Origin of the sequence: Sphingobacterium composti (assembly GCF_009829075.1) — a bacterium.
Lineage (GTDB): Bacteria > Bacteroidota > Bacteroidia > Sphingobacteriales > Sphingobacteriaceae > Sphingobacterium > Sphingobacterium composti.
In genome coordinates this window covers 64,114-88,224 of sequence record NZ_WUQZ01000008.1, presented here as the reverse complement: position 1 = coordinate 88,224, position 24,111 = coordinate 64,114, and the positions used below count along the sequence as shown (strand labels likewise).

Sequence of the window (24,111 nt, the reverse complement as noted above, 5' to 3'; positions counted from 1 at the left end):
GTATCGGAGTTTTTATGTTGATTAATTCGCTTGTTTGCTAAAATTAAATATTAAATATCCTGTACTTCCATTATCTAAAGGAACTGGCATTTTCATTGTTAAAGTCTGCCCATCTGCAAACATCAACCCTAAGCGATATCCTGTAGTTACATTAGCTGCTTTATCTCCAGCATACAATTTTTTGAATTGAAATTCCGGCTCACCACCATCTTTAGGATTGAAAATAGACCATACAATCGTTCTTACTGCTCCATCAGCGCATAATGTACCAGCAGCATTGAAACTGATACTACCTCTATAATTTCCAGTAGGAAGATTCCAAATACTACCAATAAAACAGTCTACAGGTGCTTCATCAAAAATATTTTTGATAGTATACGATTGCGGAATATCTTGACGAGTGACAGAATTCAATACCCAGCTTCCTTTGACACCATTGCGCCATTGCGAAGCAGATGGTCCCGAATTACTTACAGAACTTGATGTGGAACCAGAACTGTAACCACCGTCTTTACGCTGCGCACCGCAACTTGATAATAAAGCTATCACTGTAAAAAGTGACATTAATGAAAGAATATGTTTACGCATAATTAATTATTGTTTATTTATTTTATGAACGTTAGCATACAAATATAAACTTATCTTGCATACCTAATGAGCCTTGTCATCCAAAAATCATACCATAAGTAATTTATTTTTGCACAGAATCAATCTGCAAGAGAATGATTACTTTTGCAGTCAAGCTTAATTTATAGCATGAAGAAAAATAAAACGCTTGAAATAATTAAAAATATCTTCAAAGTCATTGTTACGTTTGGAGCTCTCTATTGGGTTACACGCAAAATTGATTTTGTAGAGTTAAAAAATGCATTAGTTGATTGCAATTGGGGCTTTCTCTTTTTAGCATTCTGTAGTTATACTATTTCTCAACTAATCGCCTCTTCTCGACTTAATTCGTTTTTTAAAGCAATTAAATTATTTCTCACCGAACGTTATAATTTTAGATTATATCAACTAGGATTATTATACAATTTCTTTTTGCCTGGAGGAATTGGGGGAGACGGATACAAAGTTTATTTCTTAAAAAAAGCACACAATATCAAAGGGAGAAAAGTACTAAGTGCAGTATTTTTTGACCGATTAAGTGGATTATGGGCATTAGCAATTATCATCTGTGCATTAATAATTTTTATGCCTAGGTTAGCCATACCCAATATTCTCACCATCTCCGCAGCAATAATCGGTACAGCCAGCTATTACTTCATATTACACACCTTTTTTAAGGATTTTGCCAAAAAATTTATTTCAACTCATATCAAAGCTATTGGGGTGCAGAGTTTTCAAGTGATAGCAGCGATATTAATACTCTATTCTCTAAATTTCCAAGACAAATTTTCCCCCTACTTGCTTATATTTTTAGCATCATCTTTAGTTTCCATCATCCCGTCTATAGGTGGAGGTGTAGGATTACGTGAACTCGTAATGCTTTATGGCGCCACTTATTTGCAGATCAATGAACACACAGCGGTATTGTTAAGCTTATTTTTCTATATAATATCACTTGTGATGGCTACATCAGGCATATATTATATTTTTAGACCAGAAAGATTAGGCGCTAGGAGGCTGCCCACTGTAGCGGAAGTAGAAGAAGAAATAGTAACAGAAAAAATTGAAGAAAACTAAATAACATGGCGAATATTATTATTACTGGAGCGAGTAGCGGTATTGGGTTTGAAACAGTTTTGGATTTGACAGCCAATAAAGAGAACAATGTAATTGCTTTGGCGAGATCTGCCGATAAACTACGCAGACTACACGAAATATCAACGGATCTGAATTTTGATGGCGGAAAGTTGTATCCTGCACAGTTTGATATTGTTTATGATAATTATGCCGATTCATTGGTTCCTTTCATTAAATCAAAATTTGATAAAGTTGATATTTTAATAAATAATGCGGGCGCACTAATTAATAAACCTTTTTTAGAAACTTCCACGGAGGATTTCGTACAAATGCTTCAGTCCAATCTATTAGGTCATGTGAATATGATTAAACATATTGTTCCGTTAATGACTGAAGGAGGACATATTGTAAATATTAGCAGTATGGGTGGTTATCAAGGGGCATCAAAATTTACAGGCTTGAGCGCCTATTCCGCTAGTAAAGGAGCATTATCTGTCTTGACAGAATGTTTAGCAGAGGAACTTAAAGAAAAAAATATAAAAGTCAACTGTCTAGCATTAGGTTCATCACAGACCGAAATGTTCGAAGCGGCATTTCCTGGCGTCGAGGCAGGCACATTAGCGTTCGAAATGGGTCGTTATGTAGCCGACTTTGCGCAGAATGGAAGCAAATTTTATAATGGAAAAATATTACCCGTGTCAAATATGACACCGTAACCAAAAAGCCAATTATGATTGGTTTTTTGGTTTAAATATACATTTCTAAATATAGATTATAATCAAAGATTAATCTTATATTAGTATTAACTAACAAAAACATACTAATATGAGAGGAAAGCTACTACTGCTTATTCTTTTTTGTTTCATTGCTAACCTCAGCTATGCACAAAATAGAACTGTATCGGGACAAGTAACCGATGCTAACACAAAATCACCTATTGCAGGTGTATCTATTAAAGTCTCACAATCTAATAACATCACTCAAACAGACGCACTAGGAAGATTTACGACCGAAATCGGTAATCAAAGTAAAACATTATCATTTAGCTACATTGGCTATAACACCCAAATAGTAAATATTACAAATAGTGACTCCTATCAAGTTGCAATGAATCCATCAGCAGACAACATAGAAGAAGTTGTAGTTGTTGGATACGGAACACAAACAAAAAAAAGCGTAACAGGGTCTACAACTACTGTTAAAATGAATGATTTAGAAGACGCTCCATTACCTACCATTGAAAGTGCTCTGCAGGGTAGAGCTACGGGAGTATTCGTCAATTCAAGTAGTGGTAAATTGGGACAAGCACTTCAAATAAGAGTTCGAGGCATCAGTTCCATTACCGCAGGCAATCAACCTCTATTTGTAATTGACGGAGTTCCGATTATTACGAGAGATATGGGCACATATGATGAACCAGATAACCCATTAGCTGCGATCAACCCAGATGATATAGAATCATTGGATGTTCTTAAAGATGCGGCAGCAGCAGCTATTTATGGCGCAAGAGGTTCAAACGGCGTAGTATTAATTACTACAAAGAAAGGTAAAGCTGGACGTACTAATATCGACTTAAGTTATTATGGAGGTTCTAGCACACCAACAAAAAAGGGCAATTTCTTAAATGCTACACAATATAAAGAGCTATTAACTACTTCAGTAACTAATGCGGGTTATATTGGTTCAGACCCCGATGATCAATATCCTACTATGGCCGATTTCTGGGCGGATTGGACTGGTGGTGATGATTGGGATCAAAATAACAATTCCAATTGGGTCGATGCTGGTTTAAAAAAAGGAAATATGCAACAAATAGCACTAACATTAAATGGTGGTAACGATAAAACTAGATTTATAGCATCCGGTGCGCACAATGACAATAAAGGTATCATAATTGGAAACAGATTTGTGCGAACAAGTGGAAGATTAGGCATAGATCACAATGTAGCATCCTGGCTAGATTTTGGCGGAAATATTAATCTAAACAAAATAGACAATTATAGAGTTAGTAGTGATAATGCTTTTTCTAATCCTTTACAACTAAACGCACTCCCTCCTATTCACGCTATTCGAAATGAAGATGGTGAATTAAATAAAAATACTGTATATTATAATAATTTAATTGACCTTGAAAATGGTTCTAATTTATCAAATACATACAGAACTTTTTCTAATGTATATGCCACAGCTAAAATAACTCCTTATCTGACATTCAGATCTGAATACGGGTTAGACTTTATTAACCTAGAAGAAGAATTATTCTTAGGCTCTCGCACACAGGATGGTGGTGATTCAGGTGGCTATGGATTTAGCTATATGGCAAAATCTATCAATTATAACACCAACAATACATTAACCTATCAAAATACCTTTAACGAAGTTCATAAATTTGGAGCACTAGCTGGTATGTCATATCAAGATGGGCAGTTTAGATATACTCAAGCTGAGGGTAAGAATTTCCCATCAGATAGTTTTAGAAAAATCGCAAGTGCTGCTGTTAAATCAGATGCATCATCCTACGAAGACCAATTTTCTTTTCTATCCTATTTTGCAAGAGTAAATTATTCTTATAGTGACAGATATCTCTTCGAAGCATCTATACGTACAGATGGTTCATCAAGATTTGGTTCTGACCGTCAATATGGTACTTTCCCAGCTGCTTCATTAGGTTGGATTGTTTCAGAAGAAAATTTCTTTGGTGATAGTCCTACATGGAATTATTTTAAATTACGTGCGAGTTATGGTCTGACTGGTAATGCTGAAATAGGCAATTATGGATGGAGGACTCTGTATTCTGGCGTAAATTATGCAGGAACTCCAGGCACAAAACCTAATCAATTAGGAGATAAAGATTTGACCTGGGAAAATACTGCTGGTGCAAATTTTGGTGTAGACTTAGGTTTTTTTAATGATAGATTATCCACAACTATCGATCTTTATCACAAAAAAACAACGGACTTATTATTAGATGTTCCAATTGTCTCCACTAGCGGCTTTACAACTATTTTACAAAACTACGGTTCATTACAGAATAAGGGTATTGAGTTTTCATTCAACTCTAGGAATTTAGTTGGAGAATTTAGATGGTCTACTTCGTTTAACATAGCATTCAATCAAAATAAGATTTTGACTTTAGTTGATGGACAACCTATATACTCAGGAGGTAGATACTTAGGTCGAATAGAAGAAGGTAAACCTTTTGGGTATTTTTATGGTAAAGCATATGCAGGTGTCGATCCTGACAATGGAGACGCACTTTACTTCATTGATGATTCTAAAACCACAACTACCAATGATTATAGTGAGGCGGCAGATCAAGAAATTGGTAATCCAAACCCTAAATTTTATGGTGGATTTGGTAATAAATTTAAATATAAAAATTTTGACTTAGATATTCAGACTCAGTTTGTTTATGGAAATGACATTTATAATGCTGCAGGAGCTTTTCAAGCATCTAATGGAGACTATTTCGATAATCAAATCGTAACGCAAATGAATTATTGGAAAAAACCTGGAGATATTACAGATATACCACAACCAAGATTTGATGAAGCAAACGGAATTAGACCTTCATCACGTTATATACAAGATGGTTCTTATTTTCGCGTTAAAAATTTGATTTTTGGTTATAATATTCTGAATGAATGGTTGAGTAAATACAAAGTTCAGAAGGCAAGATTGTTTATCTCTGCATCTAATTTACTTACGCTGACAAAATATGAAGGCTATGATCCTGAAATCAACACTACATTTGCTGGAAGTTATCAATTAGGAACTGACTTTTATACGCCGCCACAAGCCAAAACTATTACTTTCGGGATTAATGTTGGATTTTAATCATTATCAAATTTTATGTTATGAAAAATTTAAGTAAATCATTATATATATTAGTAGTAGCCAGTACATATTTAGTTTCATGCGATTCCAAGCTTGAAATTGAACCAAGACAATCTATTTCATCTGAGGTTGCTTTATCAACTCAGCCTGATGTAAGAAATGCACTTATAGGCGCTTACACTGTCATCGCAGAACCCGCACTTTATGGAACCAATTTAGTGATGATACCAGATTTGTATGCAAGTCAAGGATATGTTAATTGGACAGGAACCTTTTCTACTTACAGAGATATATCAAATCAGTCGATAATATCTACTAATGAAGATGTAACTCGAACGTGGACTCATGCTTATGAAGCTATAAATATTACAAATACGGTTCTTGGAGCATTAGATGTTTTTGATGATGAAGATGATCGTAATGAAATTGAAGGCAGAGCCTTATTCATTCGTGGCATTATGCATTTTGAATTAGTTAGATTATACGGAGTACCATTTGACAATAATGGTAATAATAGCGGTTTAGGTGTACCAATTGTCACTACACCCGTCAAATCTGTGTCTGATATCAAAAATGATGTAGCGCGTAGCACTGTAGCAGAAGTGTACACCGCTGTAGAGAATGATTTAAAAGCTGCGGCTACTAAATTAGAAGGCACACCATATCTGTATGCCGTTCATGGCATGCTAAGTAGAGTATATTTACAACAAAGTAAATTTAATTTAGCACGTGACCTTGCAAATGAAATAATTGAGAGCGGAGAATTCTCCCTAGCTAGTAATTTAGAGGCTCCATTCCGTACAAAAAACTCTTCTGAAGGAGTATTCGAAATTCAACAAACAGAGCAAAGTAACGCAGGTTCTTCAAATGATGGCTTAGCTACTTTTTATTCTAGTTATGTCAATCAAACAGGTGGAGATGTTGGTCGTGGTGATTTAAGTATAAATAATGCCTTTTATAATTCTTATACTTCTAGTGACAAACGTAGAACTACAATGATATATAATGGTGATGGAGCTAAATCTGGATTATTCACTAAAAAATGGTATAATTATTTTGATAATATTCCAATTGTGCGCTTAACTGAATTGTATCTGACACGTGCAGAGTGTAATTTTCGTCTAAATACAAATATTGGTGATAGTCCATTAAATGATATCAATATATTAAGAGAAAGAGCTGGAATTGATCCATTAACAACAATAACATTACAGGCTATATTAAATGAGAGGGATTTAGAATTAGCTTTCGAAGGATACAGATTACACGATTATAAAAGGACAAAACGAAATATTGGCTCAATGGCGTTTTCCGATCCAAAACTCGTATTTCCAATACCTTACCGCGAAAGAGCTGTGAATAAAAATCTTGAACAAAACACAGGTTATCAACAATAAAAAAAGAGGGCAAAGCCCTCTTTTTTTACACCCCTTTTATCCATTCTGCAATATCTATCAGCACTTGATCATTTATTGTTTCATCAATTTGTGCATATTCCGAAACTTTTCCAGTTTTAGCCCTTTGAAACAAATGATTCATTCCATCGTATTCTTTCAGAACCGTCTTTGAGTTTTTAGGGAGATTATCATGATATCCTCTTAAATTCATAGTTGACGGTACTTGTACATCTAGTGTGCCAAAAGCACCAAACACCGGGATATAAATCCTTTTGATAAAATCCGTTGGATCAATCCGCATAAAATAGCGATAAGCTGGTGCCAATAATGTCAACATCTCTTTTCGTATTGAAGCATTATTGTCTGACTCTTCCACAATATTCATATTTTTCTTCAATTGTGCGTAGGCTTCTTCAGTTATTAGATCACTTTTGACCACATCAAAATTTTTCTTATTAATTTCTCGAGCCATTGCCAACTGAAATTCAGACATACCTTCTGATTTCCCTACACTATATAACTGTTCGACCATCAAATCACGAATCGCTACAGTTGGTGCAGCCAGTGTTACAATAAAAGAAACATTTGGAACACCTTGACCTGCTAATAGATTTGCGATTAAACCGCCTTCACTATGGCCTATAATTCCAACCTTGTTGATGTCAACATTGGGATGTTTTTTCAAAAAATTCAAAGCTGATAAAGCATCTTTGCTAAAGTCATCAATGTTAGCATTTTCAAAAGAACCCTCGCTTTTTCCTGTCCCACGATCATCGTATCGAAGCACTACAATGCCATTTCGAGTTAAATAATCTGCTAACACTTTAAATGGCTTATGACCGAACAATGTCTCATCGCGATCTTGCGGCCCTGATCCCGTCACCAAAATTACTGCAGGAAATTTTCCTTTTATTTTTGGTTGCGTTATTGTTCCGGCAAGATTTATATTCGCATATTGATTAGGAATTTGTACATCTAATGTATCATATAGATAAGGAGGATTGGGCGTTTGAAATTTAACAGAGTTCCTTTCTGAACTATCAATACCTCCTTTTACCAAAGTTACCGGAATGGTCATCCCATTTTGTAAAAAATTCCCCTTTAAAGTACTATTATCTGATTTTTTTAATTTCAAACTGATTCCCTGAGGATTACGAAGTAAAACAGAATCACCTTTCATTTCTATTTGAAACGGAATACCATACGCCGATTGATCTGGACTATCCGCTTTAGCAATCCATTTTCCATCATTTTGGTTAATATGAACTACGAAAGTCAATTTTTGCATACCAAAATCTAGCTTTCCTGACCATGTACCTATCAAATCTTGACTAAAGCCAACGCAGGATTGAAGCATCAACAACAATAAAAACGCTATATTTTTCATCTTTATAAATAAGGATTTAGAAATTGTAAAATAGTATTCCAAACAAAAACCAACAGAATAATTAACAATACATCTATCTTACGTTTACTGTTCATTGCAATTTTCATTCCGACAACGAGCAAGTAAAAGAAATAGATCAAAAGAGCAATTACGCATACACCAAAAGCACCTAAAATAACCATATGTATCTTAGAAAGCTCTAGGCTGGAAAAACCTTTATCCAATACTTCCAATTCAACAGCAGTAATTGCATTTTGAACTGGAGGTAGTACTGTTAGAATAAGCATAACATATGTTACAAGGTGAGATATCAACACGACATTCAACACATCGATAAATCTTGTCTTTACATAGCGTAATCGCGCAAAAATATACATGATTAGCGTGTTGGATAATAAAGTAATTGAAATATTCAGAATCCCCTCATACCATAATTGACGATGATTGCTTATCACTTTGAGCGATCCAAAAATCAAGTGATTGGTATAACACGAAACCAATGCAGCGACAATAGCAAAAGCTATGCCTATGATTAATAATTTACTTTCTCTATATATTTCAAAGGGATTAGTTAATGCTTTCATATATTAGAATTTCTATAATCATCAATAATTTGCTGAAGCTCTTCTGGATGTTGTGTTCCTATCATTATGCGAGAACCATTTTTTAAAATCAATTGCATCCCAAATTTACCTTTGGTGTTATATGCAATTCCGTTCCTACTTACACGATATCCCCATCCACCATAATCTAAAAACGAATATTCTTTTATGTACAAATCTTCAATCTGCTCCCACAGCCATGTTTTATTTCTCACAAAAGGTAAAAATCGAATGCTTATACCTTGGAAATCCACTGTAGTGTGTAATCGCATTAGTAAGAAAAGTACCAGCACTGCAAATAGAATCCCAAACCCGATAAAGTCTGAAATAGTCACAGTCCAGTTATTCGCACTTAACTCTTTTAATTGAATGCCAATGATGATGACAAACAGAGCTATCAACCACCAGTTCCAAAAGTTTTGATTCTCTGTATAAACTTTACTTTTCATCTTTCAAATTCTTAATTTTTAATATCAAATCATCCAATCTGTTCCGTACGGTAGGATAACTTTTTCCCATTTTATTGGCCATATCCTTTAGACTACCTGAGCTCAAGAGAAATTCCAAAACGAATTCTTGCTCTTCCATAGATAATTGCATAAATAAAGGCATAGTATATTTGCCTAGCACTTCAGTTTGACATGATTCGCAAACTAATTTTGCTACGCTAAGCTTCTGTTCACAACTTGGACACTTTATAGGTAATTTCATGTTTACAATACATTTATCAACAAATATATCAATATTATTAAATAAACTATTAATAATATTAATAAATCCTGAAACAATATTAAGTTTTAAAGATTTTAAATAGTCGGGTGGTTATGTTTATATTTGCTAAATTTTAAATTGATCGAAAAATGAGAAAAATTTTAGGATTTATTCTTACTCCCATATTTTATTTAGCATTTGCGCTTTTGTTGATAATTTTCCATCCTATTCAATGGTTATGTTTGAAAATTGGGGGGTATACAGCGCACAAAAGAAGTGTGGATATTCTTAATTTCTTTTTGACACATTGTAATTATATACTTTTCAATACTGTAACTTTTAAGGATAACAAGAATTTGCCACTTAATACACCCATTATTTTCGTCGCTAATCACCAAAGTACCTACGATATACCGGCAATGATTTATTTCTTGCGTAGATTTCATGGTAAATTTATCTCCAAAATAGAACTAGCGACAGCTGGAATCCCTAGTATTTCATTCAACTTGAAGCATGGAGGAGCTGCCAATATTGATCGCAAAGATCCTAAACAATCTATCGCAGAGATTTTGAAATTGGCAAACAATATGAAGCAGAAAAATTGGTCTGCCTTTATTTTCCCCGAAGGCACACGTACACGAAATGGGAAAATGAAGCATTTTAATATTGGTGGAATTGCGACTTTAATTAAGAAAAATCCAAACGCATTGATAGTGCCTATTGCAATAACTGGCTCCTACGAAATGACAAGTTACGGCATGTTTCCGTTAAGACCTTTTACACCTTTGAAATGGGAAGTGTTAGAGCCTCTCAAAACGGAAGGACTATCATTAGAAGAAACCGTACAATTAGCAGAAGATACAGTGCGTGCGAAGGTAGAAGGTTAATTTACCTTTCTACCTTTCCAATCATACTTGCCTATATTGCCCGCAACACCTATATACACCAGATAAAACGTATGTATAATGGTAAGGAAAGGCAAATATTTCAATAACTCCGATCTTTTGGCAAATGACAATACAGGAATCATAAATAATAATTCTACAAACATTTTTAATCCAAAAGCGGTTAGAAGCCACCAATTCAGTGTGGGCAATAATATTATAAAAGCTAATAGAGAAAATATTAACGCTAAATTGAACAACCAAATACATACCCCTAATACAATTACTTTCTTGTCTTTATATTTTGTACTCTTTGAAGCCCAACGTTTACGTTGACTGATAAAGGAAGTTAAATCTGGTTTTGCATCCGTATAAACTATTGCCTCACGCGATTTACAAAATCCTATTTTGTTCGCATACTTTTCAGCCACTTTGTGCAAGAAAAGCTCATCATCACCAGAAGCTAAATTATCAATGCCTTTGAAACCGCCCATCTCAAAGAATACATCTCGACGATAAGCTAAATTTGCTCCATTACAAGTTGTAGGATTTCCATTCCCTATACCCGCAGCTCCCAAACCAATTAGATACAAGAACTCTAGCGTTTGTAACTCTTCGAATTTTGACTTTTCTTCTGAATAGACAACAGGTGATGACACTAAAAAACTATTATGCTTTTCAAAATAACCAACAACAGTTGGAATCCAGTTTTCACCCATTCTGCAATCTGCATCTGTTGTTACAATTATTTCTCCTGAGGCCATTTCTATAGCCTTGGTAATCGCATACTTTTTATACGAATTGAGCCTATTCCCTACTTGCAACTGCAATAATTTCACTCCACAATCCTCATAGGATTTGATAATCTCTGCAGTTCTATCTGTTGAATGATCATCTACGATAATGAGTTCCAATTGTGATGCTGGGTAGTTCTGATTTAATATTGCTTCAATAGTCCGTGCAATATTTTCTTCTTCATTACGCGCAGCGATTAGAACAGATACCTTTTTACTAGGACTTATTTCAGTAGAGAAAAATGGAATAGCTGACCAGCCTTTGCGTAAATAAATCACAATAAGCACATAAACGAATGCACTAACTGTCAGACAAATATTAAGAATTGTTATCACCAAAATAATTTACATTCAATACAAAAACTGAACCTATGATAGCAGGGAGAATCAGATTCACAAACCAAATAAAAGAAACTATTGCCATCACGGCAATATCTTGTGTGGTAATATATGCATACAAATTACTTGCTACAAAACTACGAACACTGAAATCAAAAATATCTAAAGTCGGTAATGCCGATTGCACAAAAAACAAAATAAAAATCATCATTACCATGGGTAATACATTAATCTCGGGAAGCATAACCGCCATCAAGATGATGTATTGAGAAGTAAAAATGACGAATCGCATCAAGGACAATAGTAAAACATTCCCTAGTTGGGCGGTCGTTACGACTCTTAGAACATCAAAAAAAGGTTGAATCCTTTTCAAGAATTTCATTTTTCCAACTAAATAATCCACCCAATGCACATTGAAATACAACAGCACAAAAGCTAAGCCATAAATAGCTGCTAAAACCCACACACCAAACTTGACCGCTGATGGCGTATCTAAAAAGTTAGAGACAAACCAAGCGATTCCCAAAGCTCCAAATACACTAGTCAATACTAATTGAGCGAAAAGCCCGACACCCATCAAAACCGCTCCTCTAGCTCTATTATCAGATTTCAGAAGTAATATTCTACCACCATATTCTCCAATGCGATTAGGTGTAAAGATTGCCCAAGTCAATCCACAAAAGACAGACTTGAACGCTTTCCAAAAGCTAATTTTTTCGATATCCTGAACTATATATTTCCATTTCAACACCTCAAAAATCCAATTGAATAACATCAAAACAACTACCAAAGCTACAGTCCAGTACAAAATAGATTCATCAATACTTCGGATAAGATACTTAAACTCGAGAAGATTCTTTTGATTATTGACCTTAGAATAAATAAACCAAAAAGCCAAACCAACAATTGTCAATTTGATTCCGTAATTAAAATATTTCTTATGCGCTTTTGTCAGCATACTATTTTTGGTCGCACAATTTTAACAATAATTTTATGTAAAACAATCGTATTAGATAAAAAGCCTAATCAATTACGTATTTTTGCTACATGTTAAAGCAAAAAGCCAAAGAAAGAATCATTCTTGGTATCGACCCAGGTACGGTAGTATTGGGATATGGTGTGGTAAAAGAAACAGGTAAAAAAGTTTCACTCCAAACATTGGGTGTAGTAAAAATGGGACACTTGGATGATCATGGCTTGAAATTGCAACGTATTTTCAAAAAAGTGCTAGCCCTCATAGAAGAGTATAATCCTGATTGTGTGGCTTTGGAAGCTCCATTTTATGGTAAAAACATTCAAGTGATGTTAAAACTAGGTCGTGCACAAGGTGTAGCAATGGCGGCAGCTTTGAGTAGAGATATTCCCATTTTTGAATATTCGCCTAGGAAAATTAAACAATCCGTAACTGGAAATGGTAACGCCAGCAAAGAGCAAGTTGCTGCCATGTTGCAAAACTTATTAGGATTTAAGGAAACACCAGAATTTCTAGATGCAACAGATGGATTAGCTGTAGCTGTTTGTCATTCCTTTCAACAGAACACGACTAGCGGCTCCAAAAGTTATTCGGGCTGGTCAGCATTTGTAAAAGATAACGAAAACAGAATACGCTAAATCTGTACCGATCGAACTACATTTTTTACGTTTAACTCCACAATATCAGTCATCGTCTTACATCTATAGTACTGCTCATTATCGTATATTTTTGCGTATCCTTCACGCAATTGTCGTATATTTTCTGGCGTTGAAAGTTCTTGGCCAATTGAGGCATCACGCAGATCCTTGATACGATGCCGCTCACTTCTGACCCGATGCACAATTGAAGATCGTTCTTCTTGCTGATACTGAGAAACCGTCTTATCAGTCAAATGCTCCATACACAATTTCACGTATGGAAAACACTCTTTGAAAAATTGTGGCATATAAACTTTTGGATTTCCTTCATAAAATTGCTGATCAAAATCTATTGCGCGTATACGAAATTGGAAATCATCAAAATCCGGAGTAATCTGCATCACAAAATTATAAGCACGCATATCGCCTAATAATGCAATTGTACAGCGCTCATTAAACTTCACAAATTCCTTTGCAATGCGTGTTTGGTTATAATCTGGATGTGTAATTCTTGTTTTACTGAATACATCACCGGGAATACCAACAATATGTTCCTCCACTAGGGTTTCGAAATCATATAAATAATTCACCTGATTGGGTGAAAGAATTTCTTCCAGCTCTAGACCATATATACGTGATGCATCAGCTTGTTTGATATAAAAATAATCGTACACATCATTCAGTCTATTGATAATACGAATACGGAATGGTCGTGTATTCCCAAAAGCACAGTATTCGATCCGATCAATGATTTTGTGTTGAACAATACGTGTATTTCCTGAGGCTTTAAGCTTGGCATAAATAACTTTTAATCCTTCGTACAAATGATCCTGAATATAAGGCGGATACAAAGGGGTTTCCCAAAAGGTATCATTACCAAATTTGTCCATCACTGGAACTGTTTCTTGAAAATTCAACAAATCAAAATAAGAAATAGGCAACTTCGCATCACGCTGATACATTTTCAAATATTTTGCTAAACCTTGGCCAACTGGATAAATTGGCTTTTTGCGTGATATGATGACATCTTCTATTTGCATATTCTTCCTCCCAAATATTTTAACTGAAATCGTAAAACAAGTTCACATTATATAAATATGTTAATTTTAATTTGCAATCATTCAAAATAAGCAAATAAAATATCAAATTTTGTTATTATTTTTGCAAAAGATTCAAAGAGATTACATTGATAATGAATACCTTTGTAAAGGATGTTTATAACTCCTTACGATAATCTTCTTATTATAAATCTTTAAAACCAAGGCGATAGCCTTAAAAGAAAAACTAATTATCGTGATAGTGATCACGGTTGTTGGAAAAAATCACATTTATGGAAAAAAATTATTCTAATTACGATTTAGACAATCTTGATGTTCAAATTCTTTCCATTCTCATGGAAGATGCATCTATTCCATACACTGAAATTGCGAAAAAATTGATTGTATCGGGTGGAACAATCCATGTTCGCATGAAAAAGATGGAAGAACTAGGAATTATTCATGGATCTAACTTAATTATTAACCCTCAAAAAGTAGGATTTGACATTACAGCTTTTTTGGGTATATATTTAGAAAAAGGGTCACAATATTCCGATGCAGTAGCACAGTTAAAAAACATTAAAGAAGTAGTGGAGCTTCATTATTGTACAGGACAATACAGTATGTTTGCAAAAATAGTATGTCGCGATACTGCACACCTGCGTAAAGTTTTGAATGAAGACATTCAAGGGTTGAAAGGTATTCAACGCACGGAGACAATCATTTCCTTAGAAGAAAGCATCAAACGTCAAATTACTTTATAGTAATTTACTCAATAAAATTTGCATAAGGTAGCGTTTGAGCGCTACCTTTTTTATGCTATATATTCTCAATATCCGCAGTCATTAGCCATATAATTTTTTGTAACTTTGTGCTGTATGTCGGATATTATTCAATTACTTCCTGATGCGGTTGCCAATCAAATTGCTGCTGGAGAAGTGGTACAAAGACCCGCTTCAGCTGTCAAAGAACTTATTGAAAACGCTATTGACGCAGGTGCGGATCGTATAAAACTTATTGTTAAAGATGCAGGAAAGACATTGATTCAAGTCATAGATAATGGCTGTGGAATGAGTGTAACAGATGCAAGATTGTGTTTTGAGCGTCACGCAACCAGCAAAATACGTAAAGCAGAAGATTTGTTTGCTATCCGATCAATGGGATTTCGTGGTGAGGCAATGGCGTCTATTGCAGCGATTGCACAAGTAGAACTCAAAACTCGTCGCATAGAAGATGAACTTGGTACAGTGCTTCAAATAGAAAGTTCAAAAGTAACAAATCAATTTCCCGAAGCTTTACCATCTGGAACTAACATCATTGTAAAGAATCTTTTTTACAATATCCCTGCACGACGGAATTTTCTAAAAAGTAATTCTGTTGAAATGCGTCATATAATTGATGAATTTCAGCGTATTGCGCTTGCTCATCCTGAAATATTTTTAAGTTTACATAGTGACAACAATGAATTATTTCATTTGACGCCAGGAACTTTAAAACAACGTATTGTTCATCTTTTCGGTAACAATTACAATCAAAAACTAGTTCCAGTTGAGGAAGAAACGACAATCATCAATCTTACAGGGTTCATAGGTAAACCCGAATACGCAAAAAAAACTCGTGGTGAGCAATTTTTCTTTGTCAACAAACGATTTATCCGTGATCCTTATCTGAATCATGCAGTAATGAATGCCTATGAGGAAATTTTACCTACAGAGACATTCCCGATGTATGTATTGTTTATCGATATTGATCCTTCAAAAATAGACATCAACGTACATCCGACAAAAACAGAGATTAAATATGAGGACGATAAAGCAATCTATGCAATAATCCGTTCTGCTGTAAAACGTTCATTAGGGCGCTATAACATTACACCTTCACTTGATTTTGATCAAGAAACAAGCTTTAGCGGTATGATTTCTTCTAAGCCTATTGATGAAATACAAGTTCCTACAATTACATTTAATCCTAATTTTAATCCATTTGAAAGTGAAATTGGATCGTTAAGACCTTCTAATAATTCCCGTTCAAATGATTACAGTTCACGTTTTGAACGCGAAGCCATTCCTAAAAATTGGGATTCACTATATCAAATCACAGAGACCGAAACTCCTGCTCAACTTCCTTTGCTAAATACGGAAGAGCAGATAATTGATGAAAAAAAGGAAATAATTCCGAAAGCTGAATCCAAAAAAAGCTTCTTTCAAATTCATAACAGATATATTGTTTCACAGATACATTCTGGTATTATGTTGATTGATCAACAAGCTGCACATGAGCGCATTTTGTTTGAACAATATAAAGAACAATTAATTAATAATCAAGGCATTAGCCAACAAAGCTTATTCCCAACCACAATAGATTTATCACCAGCGGATTTTGAGTTGATGAACGATATTCTTCCAGAATTACAAACTTTAGGATTTCAATTAAGACCTTTCGGAAAAACTACTTATATTGTAGATGGAATTCCAGCAGATTTGGGAAATAATATCAACGAAAAGCAGATTATTGAACAGCTTTTGGAGGATTATAAACACAATCGCACAGAACTTAAAGTTGACAAAAGAGATCATCTTGCTAAATCATTAGCTAAAAGTGCTGCTATAAAAGCTGGTACAGCTTTAAATAATGATGCTATTGAAGAATTGATTGACAAATTGTTTGCGTGCGAAAGCCCAAATATATCTGTACATGGAAAACCAACCATCGTAACGCTGACATTAACGGAATTGATGGAAAAATTTGACAAAATTTAATCGTATTAAATTAGATGAATAATATTTTAGGAAACCTTTCGCCTGTTGTAAAAAACTTATTGATAATTAATATCATTTGTTTTGTGGGCACCATGATATTTCCAAATGCAAATCGCTTATTAGGTGTGTATTACCCTGATTCGCCATTTTTTGAAGTATGGCAGCCTATCAGCTATATGTTTATGCACGGCGGATTCACACATATGTTTTTCAATATGTTTGCATTGGTGATGTTTGGACCTGTGATTGAACAAATGTTTGGCTCAAAGAGGTTTTTAAATTACTATTTGATAACAGCATTGGGAGCTTTGGTCCTGCAATATGGTGTTCAGGCTATTGAGGTAACTCAAATTGTAGGTTCTCCATTTGCTGCAGAATCTATAACTTTAGATTTAGCAGCAAATCGCATTTCCTCTCAGCTACCACTAACCGGAGATGAATTAGGTAAGCTAGCGTCAATTTATGCGACTCCTATGGTTGGTGCTTCTGGGGCTGTATTCGGATTATTATTAGCTTTTGCATATTTCTATCCGAATATGCCGTTGTATTTTATGTTTATCCCAGTTCCTATTAAAGCCAAATATTTTGTTGGTGGATATATTTTGATCGAAATTTACTTAGGTTTCAACAATTCTGGTTCTTCGATTGCCCATTTGGCTCACGTTGGTGGCGCTTTATTTGGTTATCTTATGATTAAAATGTGGGGATACAAAAAAGGATATTATTAATAGTAAATATATGAAAGAGAATGTCTTAAAATCTTTTATTAGAGACACTTATAAATCTGCATCTATTATCCCGTATTTTATTACTGGACAAGTATTATTATTTATTCTCCTTCATATTTTTGATTTACTGTCATTCTCAGAAACTACCTCTGTGGATTTGTACAAAATCCTTTCGCAAGAATCTATTCTTCCTAATAGCTTTAAAGAGTTTATTACCCAACCATGGTCATTTATCACTCACCCATTCATTTATACTAGTTTATGGAATTTACTTTTTGACTGCATATGGTTGTATTGGGTTGGAAATATGTTTCTAAATTTCCTCAATAATCGTCAATTTAATACAGTATTTATTGGTGGAATGGTATTGGGAGCGATAATATTTCTAGCTCTCGGATTTATTCCAATATTTCAGTCCTTACCAGTAAGCTGGAGTACAAGCGCATTTGGTTTAGCTGGTATTTTAAGTAGCTTAGCTTTACTAATCCCAAACTCAGAACTTAGACTATTGTTACTTGGTAACATTAAATTCAAATGGGTCGCAGGCGTATATTTGGGGCTTCAGTTTGCATTCTTAATGACAACTAATAAAGGCGCAGCTATTAGTTATTTGCTAATAGTATTTTTAGGCATGCTATTTACACATCAATTGCAACGTGGTAAAGACTGGAGTTTGATTTTTAAAAAGAAAAATCATAAACTTAAAGTGGTGAAAGGCAACTATTATGAACAGCGCAAAGACATTGAACAGGAATATCCCGACCAACAACAAATTGACCAAATATTAGATAAAATTTCGCTCAAGGGTTACGAAAGCTTATCGACTAAGGAAAAGGATATGCTTTTTAGAGCGAGTAAAAAAGAACACTAATGACAAACCAATTGTTTTTACGTAAGAAAAAACTCGGTTACTTTAGCAAAACTGTATTTATAGCCAATGTATTGGCTGTAGTAGCATTGCTATTAAGTTATTGTGCCTCCTTCATTGATCCACGTGAATTTTGGATAATAGCATTTTTTGGACTAGGCTATCTGCCCATCTTACTTATTAATTGTGGTTTTATTATTTATTGGTTTCTGCGCAAGAAGCGTAATGCGTTTTTAAGCATATTAGCTATTTTGGCAGGCTGGTCTTTGTTGAATAAACACATTAATTTCAAAAATAAAAACGACAAAATCTTAGTAAAAAAAGACACGACCATACGTGTTATGAGTTTTAATGTACATTTGTTTCAACATTATGATAACAAGAAGAATAAGTTTAGAGAAGAAACAATTGAATTTATTCGCACTATTAATCCTGACGTAGTTTGTTTCCAAGAATTTTATAGTCGGATCAGAGGTTCAAAACAGTTTACTAAAAATTTATTACAGGAAGGTGAATTCGAAGATTATTACTTTGAGCCCTTTGAAAAAAATGATTATGAAGGTTATGGACAAGCTATTTTTTCTAAATACCCTATAATTCACTATGGCACGATAGAAGAAAATGGATATGGGGTGAACCGTATCATATTTGCCGACGTGAAGCGTGAGACAGACACCATACGAATCTACAATGTTCATTTACGTTCTTTTGCCTTGCAAGAAGAAGATAAAGATTTCATCCAAAAGTCGCCTACAGAACAAGTAAAAAACGAAGAGCAAACAAAAAAACTAGGGCGTAAATTGAAAAGAGCATTCACCAGTCGAAGTAATCAAGCCAATACATTAGTAAAACATATTGATGACTCACCATATCCGTATGTCGTGATGGGAGATTTTAACGATACACCGATGTCCTATAGTGTCAATTTAGTTGGTAAAAATATGAAAAATGCTTTTGCTGAAAAAGGATTTGGATGGGGAGTGACATATTTTGGCATATTACCTATATTCCAAATAGACTATATCATGAGCGACAAAAGAATGAAGGTGGAAGATTACGGTATTTTGAAGGAAAGACTCTCAGACCATTATCCTATTTGGGCGGATTTGATCTATTAAGAAGCTTCATTAACTGGTGCAGGACGCAATAATTGCAAACCTGTCTCTACATAACTATCGTATCTATTTTTGACTTTAAAATAAGCCTCCCGACCAAAATAATACCTACCCACAATAGCCTCAATATCAGATTGAATAAGTTTTAACAAGTCTTGTTTTTTACGCTCTGTGATGACCAATCCTCGTTGATTTAAATATTCAATGAATGCATTGTATTCTTGCATCGGAAGTCTGTATCCTTGCAAGAAATTCTCAATAGAATAAGCCGGAAGAACTTTAGTAAATCGCTCATAAACAAACTGTTCTATATAGCTTGATTTCAAAATCTCTTGATACAACAAACTAGTTGAATTTGAGTCAATATTGACCATTATATCAGGGTTAATCCCTCCACCGCTAAACAACTCTCTTCCTGCTAAGGTCTTATAAATTTGGTTGCTTTTATAGGCGGTGTCCAAAGCCCATAACCCACGATACATAGATACATAGTCCACCATATTAGACCAATTTGCTGTATATTTACGTTGTATAGATCTTCCCAACGGAGTATAATAGCGTGATATACTCAAATTGATACGCGATCCATCTAAAAAATCAAATTGCTCTTGTACAATACCTTTACCGTAAGAACCACGACCGACAATAGTAGCGCGATCCCAATCTTGTAATGCACCTGCAACGATTTCCGATGCTGAAGCGGACGACTCATTTATTAATACGACTAATTTACCTTGTGAAAAATTTCCATTACCTTCTGAAAAATATTCTCGTTTGGTCTCGTGTGCGCCTTGTGTAAACACTAACAGTTTTTTATCTGCAAAAAATTCACTCGCAATTTTTATGGCAATATGGAAATATCCCCCCCCATTATCCCGCAAATCCAATATCAAATTATTAGCCCCTTGTTTCTTAAGGTGCGAAATGGAAGCTTTGAATTCATCACTTGTCTTTAGCCCAAATCGTCTAATTTTGATATACCCAACCTGCGGTTCGATAAGATAAGACGCATCAATAGAGCTTACATTGATTTGATCTCTTTTAACCTTAAATAACTGTTGTGTTGGGAAATTTTCTCTATTCACATAAAGGTTAACCTGAGAACCTTTTTTACCTCGCATTAATCTGTCAACGACTTTTTGACCTATATTGCGTCCTGACACATAGGTTGTATCAATACGAATTATTTTATCTCCAACTTTCAGCCCTGATCTTTCAGCTGGCCCATTGCCCACCAACCCTACAACAAGTAAGGTATCATTTAGGTTAAAGAAATCTAGACCAATTCCTTCAAAAGTACCTTCTAACATTTCGTTTTGGTTCTTGGATTCATTTGGTAACAAGTAAGTTGAATAGGGATCCAAATGCGAAATGATATGATTAATTGCGCCATTCTGAAGAGAATCTAGATCTAGGCTATCCACGTACGAACTTGATAATAAATCCAATACCTGCTGAATTTTGTAAGAATTGTCGGATAGACCTATAGGCACAAGGGAAACCCCAGGATTATTATTCTGCTGTGCAACATAATTTTGCCCCAGAATAAGTCCTAGTAATAACGTAGCTGCATATGTCGCAGCAACAAATAGATTCCTTCCAGTACCTTTTTGCATGAAATAAGTGCGTATGCAAAAATAAGAGTTAATTCAATGTATTGTATAGATATTTCAATATTTATTCATGCAAATTGTAGTCCAAAATCTTTATAATCAGTAAATAATTCCTAATCTTTGAACAATAATTGGAGAATATGCACGAGATAGAACCTTTTTACAATTGGAGACATGACTATATAGCCGCAGAAGATGAAAGGTCTCCTTTCTTCGGAACCTTGTATAATGAGTTTGAATTTGACAAACAGGTCTATAATTATTTAATTCATCCGCAATGGGATGATTTTGGTTCACAGACGCTTTACGTGAAGGTAATTTTTGTGGATTATGACAAAGGATTTGCTGTTATCGAATTCATTGGCGAATGGAATGACGCCATTTACAACGATATCATGTTACTCAAAAGAGAATTGATTGATGTTATGATTGGTGAAGGAATTAGTAAGTATATTTTAATTGGCGAAAATGTATTGAATTTCCACAGTTCGGATGACTCCTATTATGAAGAATGGTTTCAAGACATTGAAGATGGTTGGATTGCAGGCTTACATTTCCGCGAACATGTTTTGGAAGAGTTTCAATCACAAAACATAGATTATTATATCAATCTTGGAGGCTTCCTAAATGAAATTCCTTGGCGTACATTAAAGCCTAAGCAATTATTTCATCATATCGAAGAACATATGCAGAAGCGATTAGGTATGTAATTAAGGAATAATTTTATTCTCAAAATTCTTACGTGAATAAAGTCCTGGAGAAGCGTGGTCTATTTCTTCAAAATCTAAAAACACATAATTTACATCAGGAACTTCTGTCAAGGAAAATACAACTTCTGACATGAAACCATAATTTCCGGTCGTACCATATTGCTGCAGAAAGGATACATCATCAATTTTAACAAATACAGTATCCGATGCGATTTTATCTAATTTCAATTTAGCATTAGCATATCGGTTATTTAGCGTATCAATTACTAATTCTATAGTCAAATCAGCTGGAATTGTATTTTTGACCATAGTATCTAGGTCAGCATCATAAGTCCATAAGGTAACTTTTGGAGCGTCAAACTCCAAAGTGGAAACAGCAGCAATAGAATCATTTATTTGCTCATTGTCCGAAGAAGTATTATCTCCTATACAGGAAAAACAAACAACGAATATGGCAAATGACAATACTATTTTCAGAAAACCCAATATTTTTCTCATGGTACAACTAAACTTGATTTATAATACTTAAATATACAACTTTTGAAATAAATCAGACATTTCGAGGGCAAATCATGGTTTCTATTGTATATATAATTCAGTAACTTTGGGACACAAAAATAAAACTTTACTATCATGTCATTCAGAATAGAAAAAGATACAATGGGTGAAGTTCAAGTACCTGCAGACAAGTACTGGGGTGCACAAACTGAACGTTCACGTAATAACTTTAAAATCGGACCTTCAGGCTCTATGCCAAAAGAAATTATCGAAGGTTTTGCTTATTTGAAAAAAGCAGCTGCCTACGCAAACCACGAATTAGGTGTATTACCTATCGAAAAGCGTGATGCGATTGCTGCAGTTTGTGACGAAATCTTAGCTGGAAAATTAGATGACCAATTTCCATTGGTAATTTGGCAAACTGGCTCAGGTACACAATCGAACATGAACGTAAACGAGGTTGTTGCTAATCGTGCGCAAGTATTGGCTGGTGGTAAAATCGGTGAAGGTGAACCAGTATTGAAAGCAAATGATGATGTAAACAAATCACAATCCTCAAATGATACATTCCCTACTGGTATGCACATCGCGGCATACAAAGCGGTAGTAGAAGTTACTATTCCAGGTGTAGAGAAATTGCGTGATACATTACAACGTAAGTCTGAAGAATTCATGAATGTGGTGAAAATTGGACGCACACACTTAATGGATGCTACGCCATTGACATTAGGTCAAGAGCTTTCCGGTTATGTTGCACAATTAAACTATGGTATCAAAGCAGTTAAAAACACATTAGCTCACTTAGCAGAAGTTGCTTTGGGTGGTACTGCGGTAGGTACAGGATTGAATACACCTAAAGGTTATGATGTAACTGTAGCTAAATATATTGCAGAATTCACAGGTCTTCCTTTTGTGACTGCACCGAACAAATTCGAAGCATTAGCTTCTCACGATGCTATTGTGGAAACACATGGCGCTTTGAAACAATTGGCTGTAGCATTGAACAAAATTGCTAATGACATTCGTATGTTGGCTTCTGGTCCTCGTTCGGGTATCGGTGAGATTTTGATTCCAGAAAACGAACCAGGTTCTTCTATCATGCCTGGAAAAGTAAACCCTACACAATGTGAAGCATTGACAATGGTTGCTGCACAAGTAATGGGTAACGATGTTGCTATTACTATCGGCGGAACGCAAGGTCATTACGAATTGAACGTTTTCAAGCCATTAATGGCAGCTAATTTCTTACAGTCAGCTCGTCTTATCGGTGATGCATGTGTTTCTTTCGAAGAACACTGTGCTGTGGGTATTGAGCCAAATTACGCACGAATCAAAGAATTGGTAGATAACTCATTGATGTTGGTTACTGCTTTAAACACTAAAATAGGTTACTACAAAGCTGCTGAGATTGCACAGACAGCACACAAAAACAACTCTACGTTGAAAGAAACAGCTATTGCATTAGGTTATGTAACTGCTGAGGAATTTGATGAGTGGGTAAAACCAGAGGAAATGGTGGGAAGTTTAAAATAAGCTTA

23 protein-coding genes are annotated in these 24,111 nt (G+C 34.7%); 13 read left to right on the top strand and 10 right to left on the bottom strand.

Annotated features, from left to right (window positions below):
- Positions 1-21: 21 nt before the first annotated feature.
- A complete protein-coding gene (locus GOQ17_RS07635; protein WP_159636709.1) occupies positions 22-588 on the bottom strand; it encodes a hypothetical protein in 567 nt (188 codons plus the stop codon).
- A gap of 168 nt (positions 589-756) precedes the next feature.
- On the opposite strand from GOQ17_RS07635, the gene GOQ17_RS07630 reads away from it, so the two are divergent.
- From GOQ17_RS07630 to GOQ17_RS07615, 4 genes are all read left to right on the top strand, one after another.
- Positions 757-1,683 (top strand): lysylphosphatidylglycerol synthase transmembrane domain-containing protein, encoded by a 927-nt coding sequence (locus GOQ17_RS07630; protein WP_159636708.1) that lies wholly within the window; start codon positions 757-759, stop codon positions 1,681-1,683.
- Positions 1,684-1,688: 5 nt separating this feature from the next.
- Positions 1,689-2,399 carry an SDR family NAD(P)-dependent oxidoreductase gene (locus tag GOQ17_RS07625; protein ID WP_159636707.1) on the top strand — a complete coding sequence of 237 codons (711 nt, stop codon included), beginning with the start codon at positions 1,689-1,691 and terminating at the stop codon, positions 2,397-2,399.
- Positions 2,400-2,508: 109 nt separating this feature from the next.
- Positions 2,509-5,520 carry a SusC/RagA family TonB-linked outer membrane protein gene (locus GOQ17_RS07620; RefSeq protein ID WP_159636706.1) on the top strand — a complete coding sequence of 1,004 codons (3,012 nt, stop codon included), beginning with the start codon at positions 2,509-2,511 and terminating at the stop codon, positions 5,518-5,520.
- Between the two features lie 20 nt (positions 5,521-5,540).
- Positions 5,541-6,917, top strand: coding sequence for a RagB/SusD family nutrient uptake outer membrane protein (locus GOQ17_RS07615; protein WP_159636705.1), 1,377 nt, complete (start codon positions 5,541-5,543; stop codon positions 6,915-6,917).
- Positions 6,918-6,942: 25 nt separating this feature from the next.
- On the opposite strand, the gene GOQ17_RS07610 is transcribed toward GOQ17_RS07615, so the two are convergent.
- Genes GOQ17_RS07610 through GOQ17_RS07595 form a run of 4 tightly spaced genes read right to left on the bottom strand, consistent with a single transcriptional unit; the run spans position 6,943 to position 9,617 of the window.
- A complete protein-coding gene (locus GOQ17_RS07610; RefSeq protein ID WP_159636704.1) occupies positions 6,943-8,304 on the bottom strand; it encodes an alpha/beta hydrolase family protein in 1,362 nt (453 codons plus the stop codon).
- A 2-nt stretch (positions 8,305-8,306) separates the two neighbouring features.
- On the bottom strand, positions 8,307-8,888 hold the full coding sequence (locus GOQ17_RS07605; protein ID WP_159636703.1) for a hypothetical protein: 582 nt from the start codon (positions 8,886-8,888) through the stop codon (positions 8,307-8,309).
- Positions 8,885-9,355, bottom strand: coding sequence for a hypothetical protein (locus tag GOQ17_RS07600; protein ID WP_159636702.1), 471 nt, complete (start codon positions 9,353-9,355; stop codon positions 8,885-8,887). The genes GOQ17_RS07605 and GOQ17_RS07600 overlap by 4 nt, the downstream gene beginning before the upstream one ends.
- The gene (locus GOQ17_RS07595; RefSeq protein ID WP_159636700.1) at positions 9,345-9,617 is read right to left on the bottom strand and encodes a DUF2089 family protein; all 273 of its coding nucleotides are present in this window, start codon (positions 9,615-9,617) and stop codon (positions 9,345-9,347) included. Before GOQ17_RS07595 ends, GOQ17_RS07600 begins: the two co-directional genes overlap by 11 nt.
- 149 nt (positions 9,618-9,766) lie before the next feature.
- Here GOQ17_RS07595 and GOQ17_RS07590 point away from each other — a divergent pair, with 149 nt between their 5' ends.
- Complete coding sequence (locus tag GOQ17_RS07590) at positions 9,767-10,504, top strand: 1-acyl-sn-glycerol-3-phosphate acyltransferase (RefSeq protein WP_159636699.1); 738 nt, start codon at positions 9,767-9,769, stop codon at positions 10,502-10,504.
- Here the strand turns inward: GOQ17_RS07590 and GOQ17_RS07585 are convergent.
- Both GOQ17_RS07585 and GOQ17_RS07580 read right to left on the bottom strand, forming a co-directional pair.
- Positions 10,501-11,631, bottom strand: coding sequence for a glycosyltransferase family 2 protein (locus GOQ17_RS07585; RefSeq protein WP_317163265.1), 1,131 nt, complete (start codon positions 11,629-11,631; stop codon positions 10,501-10,503). The genes GOQ17_RS07590 and GOQ17_RS07585 overlap by 4 nt on opposite strands.
- Complete coding sequence (locus GOQ17_RS07580; protein WP_236537093.1) at positions 11,615-12,592, bottom strand: lysylphosphatidylglycerol synthase domain-containing protein; 978 nt, start codon at positions 12,590-12,592, stop codon at positions 11,615-11,617. Before GOQ17_RS07580 ends, GOQ17_RS07585 begins: the two co-directional genes overlap by 17 nt.
- Before the next feature lie 89 nt (positions 12,593-12,681).
- Here GOQ17_RS07580 and ruvC point away from each other — a divergent pair, with 89 nt between their 5' ends.
- Positions 12,682-13,245 (top strand): crossover junction endodeoxyribonuclease RuvC, encoded by a 564-nt coding sequence (ruvC, locus tag GOQ17_RS07575; RefSeq protein ID WP_159636698.1) that lies wholly within the window; start codon positions 12,682-12,684, stop codon positions 13,243-13,245.
- Here ruvC and GOQ17_RS07570 read toward each other — a convergent pair.
- A complete protein-coding gene (locus GOQ17_RS07570) occupies positions 13,242-14,285 on the bottom strand; it encodes a hypothetical protein (protein WP_159636697.1) in 1,044 nt (347 codons plus the stop codon). The genes ruvC and GOQ17_RS07570 overlap by 4 nt on opposite strands.
- Before the next feature lie 290 nt (positions 14,286-14,575).
- On the opposite strand from GOQ17_RS07570, the gene GOQ17_RS07565 reads away from it, so the two are divergent.
- The 5 genes from GOQ17_RS07565 (at position 14,576) to GOQ17_RS07545 (ending at position 19,755) form a co-directional block, all read left to right on the top strand.
- Positions 14,576-15,046, top strand: a complete 471-nt coding sequence (locus tag GOQ17_RS07565; RefSeq protein WP_149913951.1) for an Lrp/AsnC ligand binding domain-containing protein — start codon at positions 14,576-14,578, stop codon at positions 15,044-15,046.
- A gap of 114 nt (positions 15,047-15,160) precedes the next feature.
- Positions 15,161-17,041, top strand: coding sequence for a DNA mismatch repair endonuclease MutL (gene mutL, locus GOQ17_RS07560; protein ID WP_159636696.1), 1,881 nt, complete (start codon positions 15,161-15,163; stop codon positions 17,039-17,041).
- A gap of 14 nt (positions 17,042-17,055) precedes the next feature.
- Positions 17,056-17,769, top strand: coding sequence for a rhomboid family intramembrane serine protease (locus GOQ17_RS07555; protein ID WP_201288576.1), 714 nt, complete (start codon positions 17,056-17,058; stop codon positions 17,767-17,769).
- Positions 17,770-17,779: 10 nt separating this feature from the next.
- Complete coding sequence (locus tag GOQ17_RS07550; protein ID WP_159636695.1) at positions 17,780-18,640, top strand: rhomboid family intramembrane serine protease; 861 nt, start codon at positions 17,780-17,782, stop codon at positions 18,638-18,640.
- A complete protein-coding gene (locus GOQ17_RS07545; protein WP_159636694.1) occupies positions 18,640-19,755 on the top strand; it encodes an endonuclease/exonuclease/phosphatase family protein in 1,116 nt (371 codons plus the stop codon). Before GOQ17_RS07550 ends, GOQ17_RS07545 begins: the two co-directional genes overlap by 1 nt.
- Here GOQ17_RS07545 and GOQ17_RS07540 read toward each other — a convergent pair.
- Positions 19,752-21,368: a S41 family peptidase gene (locus GOQ17_RS07540; protein ID WP_159636693.1), complete on the bottom strand. Its 1,617-nt coding sequence runs from the start codon at positions 21,366-21,368 to the stop codon at positions 19,752-19,754. The genes GOQ17_RS07545 and GOQ17_RS07540 overlap by 4 nt on opposite strands.
- 137 nt (positions 21,369-21,505) lie before the next feature.
- On the opposite strand from GOQ17_RS07540, the gene GOQ17_RS07535 reads away from it, so the two are divergent.
- Positions 21,506-22,075 carry a hypothetical protein gene (locus GOQ17_RS07535; RefSeq protein WP_159636692.1) on the top strand — a complete coding sequence of 190 codons (570 nt, stop codon included), beginning with the start codon at positions 21,506-21,508 and terminating at the stop codon, positions 22,073-22,075.
- On the opposite strand, the gene GOQ17_RS07530 is transcribed toward GOQ17_RS07535, so the two are convergent.
- Positions 22,076-22,573, bottom strand: a complete 498-nt coding sequence (locus GOQ17_RS07530) for a hypothetical protein (protein WP_159636691.1) — start codon at positions 22,571-22,573, stop codon at positions 22,076-22,078.
- 135 nt (positions 22,574-22,708) lie between these two features.
- On the opposite strand from GOQ17_RS07530, the gene fumC reads away from it, so the two are divergent.
- Positions 22,709-24,106 carry a class II fumarate hydratase gene (gene fumC, locus GOQ17_RS07525; RefSeq protein ID WP_159636689.1) on the top strand — a complete coding sequence of 466 codons (1,398 nt, stop codon included), beginning with the start codon at positions 22,709-22,711 and terminating at the stop codon, positions 24,104-24,106.
- Positions 24,107-24,111 lie beyond the last annotated feature (5 nt).

Bases quoted from the DNA above. Each gene is read 5' to 3' on its own strand.
- GOQ17_RS07555 (WP_201288576.1), top strand. From the start codon at position 17,056: ATGAATAATATTTTAGGAAACCTTTCGCCTGTTGTAAAAAACTTATTG.
- GOQ17_RS07580 (WP_236537093.1), bottom strand. From the start codon at position 12,592: ATGCTGACAAAAGCGCATAAGAAATATTTTAATTACGGAATCAAATTG.
- GOQ17_RS07550 (WP_159636695.1), top strand. From the start codon at position 17,780: ATGAAAGAGAATGTCTTAAAATCTTTTATTAGAGACACTTATAAATCT.
- GOQ17_RS07540 (WP_159636693.1), bottom strand. From the start codon at position 21,368: ATGCAAAAAGGTACTGGAAGGAATCTATTTGTTGCTGCGACATATGCA.
- mutL (WP_159636696.1), top strand. From the start codon at position 15,161: ATGTCGGATATTATTCAATTACTTCCTGATGCGGTTGCCAATCAAATT.
- GOQ17_RS07570 (WP_159636697.1), bottom strand. From the start codon at position 14,285: ATGCAAATAGAAGATGTCATCATATCACGCAAAAAGCCAATTTATCCA.
- GOQ17_RS07620 (WP_159636706.1), top strand. From the start codon at position 2,509: ATGAGAGGAAAGCTACTACTGCTTATTCTTTTTTGTTTCATTGCTAAC.
- ruvC (WP_159636698.1), top strand. From the start codon at position 12,682: ATGTTAAAGCAAAAAGCCAAAGAAAGAATCATTCTTGGTATCGACCCA.
- GOQ17_RS07605 (WP_159636703.1), bottom strand. From the start codon at position 8,888: ATGAAAGCATTAACTAATCCCTTTGAAATATATAGAGAAAGTAAATTA.
- GOQ17_RS07590 (WP_159636699.1), top strand. From the start codon at position 9,767: ATGAGAAAAATTTTAGGATTTATTCTTACTCCCATATTTTATTTAGCA.
- GOQ17_RS07610 (WP_159636704.1), bottom strand. From the start codon at position 8,304: ATGAAAAATATAGCGTTTTTATTGTTGTTGATGCTTCAATCCTGCGTT.
- GOQ17_RS07565 (WP_149913951.1), top strand. From the start codon at position 14,576: ATGGAAAAAAATTATTCTAATTACGATTTAGACAATCTTGATGTTCAA.
- GOQ17_RS07600 (WP_159636702.1), bottom strand. From the start codon at position 9,355: ATGAAAAGTAAAGTTTATACAGAGAATCAAAACTTTTGGAACTGGTGG.
- GOQ17_RS07530 (WP_159636691.1), bottom strand. From the start codon at position 22,573: ATGAGAAAAATATTGGGTTTTCTGAAAATAGTATTGTCATTTGCCATA.
- fumC (WP_159636689.1), top strand. From the start codon at position 22,709: ATGTCATTCAGAATAGAAAAAGATACAATGGGTGAAGTTCAAGTACCT.
- GOQ17_RS07615 (WP_159636705.1), top strand. From the start codon at position 5,541: ATGAAAAATTTAAGTAAATCATTATATATATTAGTAGTAGCCAGTACA.
- GOQ17_RS07635 (WP_159636709.1), bottom strand. From the start codon at position 588: ATGCGTAAACATATTCTTTCATTAATGTCACTTTTTACAGTGATAGCT.
- GOQ17_RS07595 (WP_159636700.1), bottom strand. From the start codon at position 9,617: ATGAAATTACCTATAAAGTGTCCAAGTTGTGAACAGAAGCTTAGCGTA.
- GOQ17_RS07630 (WP_159636708.1), top strand. From the start codon at position 757: ATGAAGAAAAATAAAACGCTTGAAATAATTAAAAATATCTTCAAAGTC.
- GOQ17_RS07535 (WP_159636692.1), top strand. From the start codon at position 21,506: ATGCACGAGATAGAACCTTTTTACAATTGGAGACATGACTATATAGCC.
- GOQ17_RS07545 (WP_159636694.1), top strand. From the start codon at position 18,640: ATGACAAACCAATTGTTTTTACGTAAGAAAAAACTCGGTTACTTTAGC.
- GOQ17_RS07625 (WP_159636707.1), top strand. From the start codon at position 1,689: ATGGCGAATATTATTATTACTGGAGCGAGTAGCGGTATTGGGTTTGAA.